The organism is Micromonospora sp. CNB394, from assembly GCF_000374985.1.
In the GTDB taxonomy this organism is placed as follows: domain Bacteria; phylum Actinomycetota; class Actinomycetes; order Mycobacteriales; family Micromonosporaceae; genus Micromonospora; species Micromonospora marina.
Window position 1 is genome coordinate 1 of sequence record NZ_KB895861.1, and the last position, 8,917, is coordinate 8,917.

Consider the following 8,917-nt stretch of genomic DNA (forward strand, 5'->3'; position numbering starts at 1 on the left):
CTTGCGCAGCCGACGCAGCTCCTCGCGCTCGTCGGCGTCGACCGGGTCACCGGCCCGCCCGCGAACCCGGGCGGCGGTCTCGGCGGTCTTCGCGGCGTTGACCCAGTTCCGCAGCGTCTCGTGGTTGACGCCGAGTTCTTGACCGACCTCACGCAGTGATCGACCCGACGAACGGACCAGATCAACAGCGTCCCTACGGAACTGCTCGGGGTACTTCGATGAACGTGCCACCAGGACATCCTTCCCCAGACCGCTGTCTGGGCTCAGGGTGTCCGGTCCGCAGGGGGAACTTCACGCTGTACACCTGCCGTCCACCGCCCGCTGGCGGCCGGGACGCGAGGATCCACCGGCCGACTGTGTCGTCCAGGGCGTCGGCGTCGATCCCGGCCAGGATCCGCCGGAACGTGGACTCGTCCGGAGCCCGGAACCGGCCGGTGAACGGATCCCGGAACACGCCCAGCTCGGCGAGAACCTGCTGCGGCGCGTCGTCGGCCCATTCCGCGACCGCCGTTACGGAGCGGGCACCGGTCAGTACCGCCGCGACGAGTGTGGCCAGGACTCCGGGCAGCGCATGGACGACACCGCGAGGGTCTCGCCGGTCCGGCACTGCCGCCAATGCCCCGACCAGGCTCGACCGGCGCCCGACCGGCACCGGCTCGTCCAGGCGGTCCGCGTGCACGGTCACAACGTCAATCAGCGATGATGATCCCAACGGGCGTGGTCCTCTTTGATCTTCCCAGACTCGACACCTGGATGATCATCGAAAGGCCGCGCCCGCCTCTATACCACCATGATCCGGAGCGTCTACACCCAAACGCCCACAACGGCCATATCGCTACCTTGCCGGAGCCCTGGGGTGACAGCTGAATTCGCGAGATCGCGGAATTCGGGGCCTCGCAGCCTGGTTTCCACTGGCCGACGGCGCGTGGTGCGAGACCGTGCGTCACGCGACCTCCCGACGCGGGCGGGGTCCATCGCGTCGTCGCCGATTCCGCGTCGCGCCTGCGTCCGGCCGTGGTGATGCGCCGCGGGCGGGACCACTGGCTCAGCCGAGCGAGGCGCGCACCTGCTCCAGGCTGAGCACCATCCCGCACCGCCGCGCCACGTAGCGCAGCGCGGCGAGGTGGTCGGCGCGGGTGAAGTCGGCCACCGCGTCACCGACCACGAATGCCTGGATACCCCGCATGAAGGCGTCGCACGCCGTCGCCGCGACCCCGATGTGCGCGTAGATGCCGGTGATCAGCAGTTGGTCACGGTCGCCGAGCAGGTCGCCGAACGGGCTGTCGACGAAGGCGCTGTAGCGACGCTTCTCCACCACATGGTCGCTCTCGGCGGGCCGCAACTCGTCGTGGAACGCAACGGCCGCCGGGTCGGCCGGCGGGCCCCATCCCCACATGTCGAGCAGCAACCCGCGGTCGTGGCGGCTCTGCCCACCGGGTTGCCGGGTGAAGATGACGGGAATGCCGAGATCGTCGCAGACCTTGCGCAGGTCGGCGATGTTCGCCGCCGCCCGGGCGAGCGGCTCGGCACCCTGAAAGGGCGCGGTGAAGTAGCGCTGCATGTCGTGGACGAGGAGGACGGCGCGTGCCGGATCCGGCCGCCACTGAACCCGGTTGGCCGGCAGTTCCCGCTCGATCGGCAGCGGATAGCCGGGGATCTCGGGCAGCGACACGGCTCACGCCTCCTGGGTCAGCTGGGCGCGCAGCGCGGCGCGCAGATCGGTACGACTGATCTTGCCCACCCCGGTGACCGGAAACTCGTCGACGATCCTCACCTTGTCCGGCACCTTGTACGCGGCCAGTCCCCGGGAGCGGACGAAGGAGCGTAGCTGGGCGGCGGTCGGCCGGGCGTCGCCGGGCCGCAGGGTCACGAAGGCGCAGGTGCGTTCACCAAGGTAGGGGTCGGGCACGGCGACCACGGCGGCGTCGTGCACGGCCGGGTGGGCGAGCAGGTGATTCTCGATCTCCTCGGCGGCGACCTTCTCGCCGCCCCGGTTGATCTGGTCCTTGGCCCGGCCGGTCACCACCAGATAGCCCTCGGGCGTGAGCCGGACCAGATCGCCCGTACGGTAGAAGCCGTCCGGGGTGAAGGCCACGGCGTTGTGCTCGTCGGCCCGGAAGTAGCCGCGGATCGTGTACGGGCCACGGGTGAGCAGATGACCGGTATCCCCGGCGGCGACCGGCACGTCGTGGTCGTCGACGACGAGCAGTTCGTCGTCGGCGGAGATGGGTCGGCCCTGGGTGTTCTCGACGAGGTCGGCCGGATCGCCCAGCCGGGTGTAGTTCACGAGCCCCTCGGCCATGCCGAAGACCTGCTGCACGGCGCAGCCGAGCACCGGCGGGATCCGTCGCGCCGTCTCGGCGGGGAGTTTGGCGCCACCCACCTGGAGCAGTTCCAGGCTGGAGAGGTCGTGTCCGGTGTGCTCGGCGGCGGCCAGCCAGACCAGGGCGAGTGGCGGTACCAGGGCGGTCAGGGTGACCCGCTCCCGCTCGATCAGGGGGAACGCCGTGTCCGGTGCCGGCCGGGGACACATCACGACCACGCCGCCGGCGTGCAGCACGCCGAGGACGCCGGGGGAGCTGAGCGTGAAGTTGTGCGCCACCGGCAACACGCAGAGGTAGACCGAGGCGGTGGAGAGGCCGCAGATGTCCGCGCTCTCCCGCACGCTGTAGAGGTAGTCGTCGGCGGTGCGGGGGATGAGCTTGGGCAGGCCGGTGCTGCCGCCGGAGAGTTGCAGGAAGGCGAGGGTGTCGGCGGCCGGGTCGGGCAGGTCGACCGGGTCGGCGCCGAAGTCCGCGCCGGCCTCCAGAACGAGACGCACACTCGGCGCGGCGGCGCGGATCGCAGGGATCAGCGTGCGGTGGTCGAAGCCGTCGTGGACGCCGGGCAGCACGAGGGCGACCGCCTCGGCGTGCCGGCAGAAGTAGCCGAGTTCGCTCTCGCGGTGCGCGGGCAGCGCGAACACCGGCACCGCGCCGAGCCGGAACAGGCCGAAGACGATGTCGAAGAAGTGGGCGGTGTTGGGCAGCTGCACCACCACCCGGTCGCCGGTGCGGATGCCTCGGACGGCGAACCCGGCGGCGAACCGGTCGGCCCGCTCGTCGAGTTCCCGGTAGGTGCGCCGGGTCTCGCCGTCGACCACCGCGAGGCGGTGGCCGTGGCGCGCGGCCCAGTCCCGCAACGCGGCACTGAACGACTGGCCCCGCCAGTGGCCGGCGGCCCGGTAGCGCTCGGCGAGGGCCGGGGGCCAGGGGGTCAGATCCGTCACAGGCCGAGCCCGGCGAGCATCGTGCGGAACTTTGCAGTGGTCTCGGCGAGTTCGGCGTCGGGGTCGCTGTCCGCGACGATGCCCGCGCCGGCGTACAGGCGAGCGGTGCGTCCATGGGTGACGGCGCACCGCAGGGCGATCACCCACTCGCCGTCGCCGTCGGCGTTCTCCCAGCCCACCATGCCGGTGTAGAAGCCGCGGTCGAAGTCTTCGTACTCGGCGATGGCGGCGCGGGCGTCACCGGTCGGGGTGCCGCACACCGCCGGCGTCGGGTGCAGCGCCATGCCGAGCGTCAGCGAGCTGATCGCCGGGTCGGCGACCCGGCCCCGCACCACGCTGGAGAGATGCCACATCGCGGCGGTGCGCAGGAGGGACGGTTCTGCCGGCACCTCGACGTCGGTGCAGTACGGGCGGAGTGCCTCGCCCACCGCCTCCGCGACCAGCGCGTGCTCGCGCCGGTCCTTGCGGGACGCGAGCAGCGCCTGGGCCTGCCCGAAATCCTCGATCGGGTCGGCGCTTCGCGGCAGCGAGCCGGCGAGCGGGTTCGCGGTCACCAGGTCGCCCCGCCGGGAGACGAGCAGCTCGGGACTGTTGCCGACGAGGGTGCCGGGAGCGAGGTCGACGGCGAAGGTGTAGCCGCCGGGGTCCCGGGCAGCCAGGTGACGCAGCAGCAGCCCGATGTCGATGGCCCGGTCGGTGGTGACGTCGAGGGCCCGGGCCAGCACGACCTTGTCCAGTTCCCCGGCGCGTAGCCGGGTCACCGCCCGCCGCACCCCGTCGACGTACGCGGCGCTGGCCGGAACCTCGACGGTGCGGGCACCGGCGGTCACCGGCGTGCCGGGCGCGATGATGCGGTCCGGCAGCGGTCCGGCGCGGTGGACGCGCCGCGGCACGCTGAGTTTCGGGCCGGCGTGGCTGTCGAACGGCACGGCGCCGACCACGACGGGAGCGTCGTGCCCGTCGCCGGCCGCCAGGTCGAGCACCCCGCGGACGGCCCCGGCCGGATCCCGGTCGTCCGGCACCGTGAAGTACCGGCCCTCGGTGGCGATCGTGCCCCGCGGCGAGGCGAAGAAGAACGGCGTCTCCGGGCGGTACTCGGTGAGCAGGGCGAGAGCGTCGGTGGACATGGCGTCGAACTGTGCGGTGGTCATCGGTGGGGTTCTCCCGGTGGTCAGGCGCGCAAGGTCGCGCCGCCGTCGACGTACAGGTCGTGCATCGTGATGTGACGGGCCTGGTCGGAGGCGAGGAAGAGGACGGCGTCGGCGATGTCGGCGGGGTCGGCGAGCCGGCCCAGCGGGATACCGGTGCGGTGGTCGGTCAGGGAACCCGCGATCACCGCGGCGGCGTCGTCGGGACCGGTCCACAGTGCCCGCTGCATCGCGGTGTCGGTGGAGCCCGGGGCGACCACGTTGCAGCGCACGCCGTGCTCGGCGAGTTCCAGGCCGAGGCACTTGGTCAGCATGGTGGTGGCGGCCTTGGCCGCGGCGTAGGCGGCCATCCCGACGCGGGGAATCCCGGCTGCGTTCGAGCTGACCGTGACGATGCTGCCCCGGCCGCGGGCCGCCATCCGCCGTCCGGCGCACCGCAGCACGTGGAAGACTCCGGTGGTGTTGACGTCGAACGTGGCGCGCCAGTCCGCGTCGGTCGTCGCCAGGAGGCGTGCGGGACGCAGGATTCCCGCGACCGACACGCAGATCTCCACCGGGCCGAGGTCCGTCTCGGCGGCGGTGAACGCCCGCTCGACGGCGGCGCCGTCGGCGACGTCGAGCGGATAGGCGCGGGCGCCGTGCAGTGTCGCGGCGCGCCGGCCGACCGCTTCACCGTCCACGTCAGTCAGTGCCACGAGCGCGCCGCGCGCGGCCAGCGCCGATGCCACCGCGGCACCGATGCCCCGCGCCGCTCCGGTGACCAGCGCTGTGCGGCCGCTGATGCCGTCGGGTGTCATCAGTGCGGCGCTCCTTCATTCGATTAGGTTAGGCTTCCCTAACGACGAGACTGTACCGCATGGGCCGACGGCACCACAGGGGCCCGGGCTTGTGGTCGGAGCCGATCATATTTTAGGTTAGGCGAACCTAACAAGCGAAGGTGAATACCTATGTCCATCAATATGCGGGCCCTGGTCCCGGTGCTCGTGCTCACGCTCGCCGGCGGCACGGTCGCGGCCTGCGGCAACGACGATTCGTCCGCACCGGCCACCGAAGCTTCCTCCGGCGCCGCCGCGTACCCCGTGACCCTCAACCACAAGCTGGGCACCACGACGCTGGAGAAGGCGCCCGAGCGCATCGTGGCGCTCTCCGACGCCGACCTCGACGCCCTGTTGCTGTTGGGAATCCAGCCGGTCGGTGTCGGCGCCTCGGTGCACGAGGGCGGCATCACGCCCTGGGCCAAGCCGAAGCTCACCGGCCAGCCCACGGTCCTCGAGCCGGGCGAGAACGGGGTCGACCCGGAACAGGTCGCGAAGCTCAACCCGGACCTGGTGCTGGCCGGCGGCGACTACTACGTCGACTCGGAGTACAAGGCGCTCTCCCCGCTGGCGCCGACCACCGCGTACGAGACCGGGCCTTTCGAGGACCCGTGGCAGACCACTCTGCGCCAGGTGGCCAAACTGGTCGGCAAGGTCGAGCAGGGCGAGCAGATCATCAAGGACGTCGAGGCGAAGATCGCCGGTGTCCGCACCACGTACCCGGCTCTCGTCGGCAAGACCTTCAGCCTCTCCCAGGCGTTCGAGGCCGGCACGATCGGCGTGCTGCGCTCGCCCGAGGACACCGGGGTCAAGTCGTTCAACGCCTTCGGCATGGAACTCGCCCCCGCGGTCAAGGAGTTGAAGAGCGAGGACTTCGCGGTCACGCTCAGCCTGGAGAAGATCGCCACGATCGACGCCGACGTGGTGATGGTGTACGCCACCGAGCCGCAGTTCAAGTCGGCGCTGGAGGCCAACACGCTGTTCAAGAACCTGACGGCGGTCAAGGGCGGCGGGTACGTCCCGCTGAACCTCGTCCAGTTCACCTCGCTGCGCAACCCCAGCCCGCTGTCGACCCCGTACTTCATCGACAACGTGCTGCCCACGGTCGCCGCGGCGGCGGCCTCCTGATGGGGGCGGCGGCCTGGTCGTCGGTGTCCTTCCGCGAGGTCACCGACGACCTCGATCCGAGGGTGCTGGCGGCCGGGCCGCCGCCGCTGCCCGGCCCGGCCGGATCCGACACCGGGGAGGCCTGGCGGTTCCGGCTCGCCGACCCTCGGTGCGGCGACGCCGATCTCGTCGCGGACTGGATGGCCCGGCCGCACGTGGACCTCTTCTGGGAGCAGGCGTGGCCGGCCGAGCGCTGGGCGGCGGTGCTGCGGCGGCAACTCGACGGCGAATGCACCCGGCCGCTGATCGCCGCGCGTGGCGGGCTGGACCTCGCCTACCTGGAGGTCTACCGCACGCCGCGCGACGTGGTCGGCCGACACTACCCGGCCCAGGTCCACGACCTGGGCGTCCACATCGCCATCGGGCCGCCCGAGGCGACCGGTCGTGGGGTCGGCCGGAATCTCGTGCGGACGCTGGCGCAGGCCCTGTTCGACGCCGATCCCGCGTGCCGGCGGATCGTCGCCGATCCCGACGTCCGGCACGAGGTCGCCCGCCGCATGTTCAGGCACGCCGGATTCAGCCCGATGTCCGAGGTGGACCTCGGGCACAAGCGGGCGACGCTGATGTCCTGCGAGCGCGAGTCTTTACCGCAGCTGCCTAGTTAGGGTAGCCTAACCTCGTGCACGACCTGTGCCGCGTCGCCCACGGAAAGGGCACTGTCTTGGTCCCCTCGGACGTTCAGGTCCACGATCTCATCGGTATCGGCTTCGGACCGTCCAACCTGGCCACCGCCATCGCCGTCGACGAGCACAACGCCCGGTGTCAACGGGTCGAGGACCGTGTCGAGGCGCTCTTCCTGGAGAAGCAGGCGGACTTCGGCTGGCATCGCGGGATGTTGTTCGACAACGCCACGATGCAGGTGTCATTCCTCAAGGACCTGGTCACCATGCGGAATCCCGCCAGTGACTTCAGCTTCGTGTCCTACCTGCACGCCCACGACCGGCTGGCGGACTTCATCAACTACAAGTCGATGTACCCGCTGCGGGCGGAGTTCCACGACTATCTGAGCTGGGCCGCCGGGCGGATGCGCAACCGGGTCGCGTACGACCACACCGTCACCGACGTCGTACCGGTCACCGGCCCTGACGGCGAGGCCTGGGCGCTCGACGTGATCGCCCGGCACGCCGGCGACACCCGGGTGTTCCGCGCCCGCAACGTGGTCGTCGCCGTCGGCCTGGAGTCCAGCCTGCCGCCCGAGGTGACCCCCGCCGAGCGGGTCTGGCACAACCTCGACATCCTGCACCGCGCCGCCGCCTTCGAGGTGGCCGAGCCGCGGCGGTTCGTGGTGGTCGGCGCCGGCCAGAGCGCCGCCGAGTCGGTCGCGTTCCTGCACGAGCGGTACCCGAGCGCCGAGGTGTGCTCGGTCTTCTTCCGCTACGGCTACAGCCCGGCCGACGACAGCAACTTCGCCAACCGGATCTTCGATCCGGCCGCCGTCGACGTCTACTACGACGCACCGGCGGACGTGAAGCGGATGCTGTTCGACTACCACCGCAACACCAACTACTCGGTGGTCGACGGCGACCTCATCACCGATCTCTACCGCCGCGCCTACCAGGAGCGGGTGCTCGGCCGGGACCGGCTCCGGATGATGAACGCCTCCCGCGTCACCGACCTGCGCCCCCGCCCGGACGGCGTCGACCTGGTGATCGAACACCTGCCGTCCGGTGAGCTGACTCCACTCGCCGCCGACGCGGTCGTGTTCGCCACCGGTTACCGGCCGGTCGACGCGGCCCGGCTGCTCGGTGCGACCGAGCCGCGCTGCCACCGCGACGACGAGGGTCTGCTGCGGGTCGGCCGCGACTACCGGGTGGTCACCGACGCCGCGCTGCGAGCCGGTGTCTACCTGCAGGGCGGAACCGAGCACGCGCACGGGATAACCTCCACGCTGCTGTCGGCCGTGGCCGTCCGGTCGGGGGAGATCGTCGCCTCGGTCGCCGCCGGGCTCGCCGAGCGCCGTCCGGCACCGGCCGCCGCGACGCGTGCCCTCCTCGCGACCGGGCCCCGCTCGTGACCGCCGGAGCGCCCTCGTCCGCCGCCGAACTCCAGGCGCAGATCGCCGAACTGCTCGGCGAGCCGGTCGACGGCTTCGGTCCCGACGACGACCTGATCGACGTCGGACTCGACTCGATCCGGCTGATGACACTGGTGGAGCGGTGGCGGTCCGGCGGCGTACGGCTCGGCTTCGTGGAGTTGGCCGACCACCCCACCGTCAACGGCTGGTGGTCGTTGATGACCGCACAGAAGGAGGACGCGACCCGATGACGATCAACCCGTTCGAGGACGACGACGCCACATACCTCGTCCTCGCCAACGACGAGAACCAGCACTCGCTGTGGCCGGCCTTCGCCGACGTGCCACCGGGCTGGGCCGTGGTGCACCCCGAGGACAGCCGCGCGAACTGCCTCGAATACGTGGAGAAGAGCTGGACCGACATGCGGCCGGCCAGTCTCATCCGCGCGATGGACGCGCAGACCGCCTGAACCACCGGTGCGCGACCCGCCGTCGATGCCGACGGC

The 8,917-nt window shown here is 71.3% G+C and carries 11 protein-coding genes; 5 read left to right on the forward strand and 6 right to left on the reverse strand.

Annotation, left to right across the window (positions count from 1 at the left end; genetic code table 11):
• The 6 genes from C569_RS0126180 to C569_RS0126205 all read right to left on the reverse strand — a co-directional run.
• The coding region (locus C569_RS0126180) for a transposase (protein WP_026268672.1) at positions 1 to 231 on the reverse strand (231 nt) is incomplete at its 3' end.
• Complete coding sequence (locus C569_RS32675; protein ID WP_018788701.1) at positions 194 to 685, reverse strand: transposase family protein; 492 nt, start codon at positions 683 to 685, stop codon at positions 194 to 196. The genes C569_RS0126180 and C569_RS32675, both read right to left, overlap by 38 nt.
• Before the next feature lie 360 nt (positions 686 to 1,045).
• The gene (locus C569_RS0126190; RefSeq protein ID WP_018788702.1) at positions 1,046 to 1,672 is read right to left on the reverse strand and encodes an isochorismatase family protein; all 627 of its coding nucleotides are present in this window, start codon (positions 1,670 to 1,672) and stop codon (positions 1,046 to 1,048) included.
• Positions 1,673 to 1,675: 3 nt separating this feature from the next.
• Positions 1,676 to 3,268, reverse strand: coding sequence for a (2,3-dihydroxybenzoyl)adenylate synthase (locus tag C569_RS0126195; protein ID WP_018788703.1), 1,593 nt, complete (start codon positions 3,266 to 3,268; stop codon positions 1,676 to 1,678).
• The gene (locus tag C569_RS0126200) at positions 3,265 to 4,419 is read right to left on the reverse strand and encodes an isochorismate synthase (protein ID WP_018788704.1); all 1,155 of its coding nucleotides are present in this window, start codon (positions 4,417 to 4,419) and stop codon (positions 3,265 to 3,267) included. Before C569_RS0126200 ends, C569_RS0126195 begins: the two co-directional genes overlap by 4 nt.
• 20 nt (positions 4,420 to 4,439) lie before the next feature.
• A complete protein-coding gene (locus tag C569_RS0126205) occupies positions 4,440 to 5,213 on the reverse strand; it encodes a 2,3-dihydro-2,3-dihydroxybenzoate dehydrogenase (protein WP_026268667.1) in 774 nt (257 codons plus the stop codon).
• A 150-nt stretch (positions 5,214 to 5,363) separates the two neighbouring features.
• Here C569_RS0126205 and C569_RS0126210 point away from each other — a divergent pair, with 150 nt between their 5' ends.
• Genes C569_RS0126210 through C569_RS0126230 form a run of 5 tightly spaced genes read left to right on the forward strand, consistent with a single transcriptional unit; the run spans position 5,364 to position 8,881 of the window.
• The gene (locus tag C569_RS0126210; protein ID WP_231394896.1) at positions 5,364 to 6,359 is read left to right on the forward strand and encodes an ABC transporter substrate-binding protein; all 996 of its coding nucleotides are present in this window, start codon (positions 5,364 to 5,366) and stop codon (positions 6,357 to 6,359) included.
• Positions 6,359 to 7,003 (forward strand): GNAT family N-acetyltransferase, encoded by a 645-nt coding sequence (locus C569_RS0126215; RefSeq protein WP_018788708.1) that lies wholly within the window; start codon positions 6,359 to 6,361, stop codon positions 7,001 to 7,003. Before C569_RS0126210 ends, C569_RS0126215 begins: the two co-directional genes overlap by 1 nt.
• A gap of 56 nt (positions 7,004 to 7,059) precedes the next feature.
• Positions 7,060 to 8,412, forward strand: a complete 1,353-nt coding sequence (locus tag C569_RS0126220) for a lysine N(6)-hydroxylase/L-ornithine N(5)-oxygenase family protein (RefSeq protein WP_018788709.1) — start codon at positions 7,060 to 7,062, stop codon at positions 8,410 to 8,412.
• Positions 8,409 to 8,663, forward strand: a complete 255-nt coding sequence (locus C569_RS0126225; RefSeq protein ID WP_018788710.1) for a phosphopantetheine-binding protein — start codon at positions 8,409 to 8,411, stop codon at positions 8,661 to 8,663. Before C569_RS0126220 ends, C569_RS0126225 begins: the two co-directional genes overlap by 4 nt.
• Complete coding sequence (locus tag C569_RS0126230; RefSeq protein ID WP_018788711.1) at positions 8,660 to 8,881, forward strand: MbtH family protein; 222 nt, start codon at positions 8,660 to 8,662, stop codon at positions 8,879 to 8,881. Before C569_RS0126225 ends, C569_RS0126230 begins: the two co-directional genes overlap by 4 nt.
• The last annotated feature ends 36 nt before the right edge of the window (positions 8,882 to 8,917 follow it).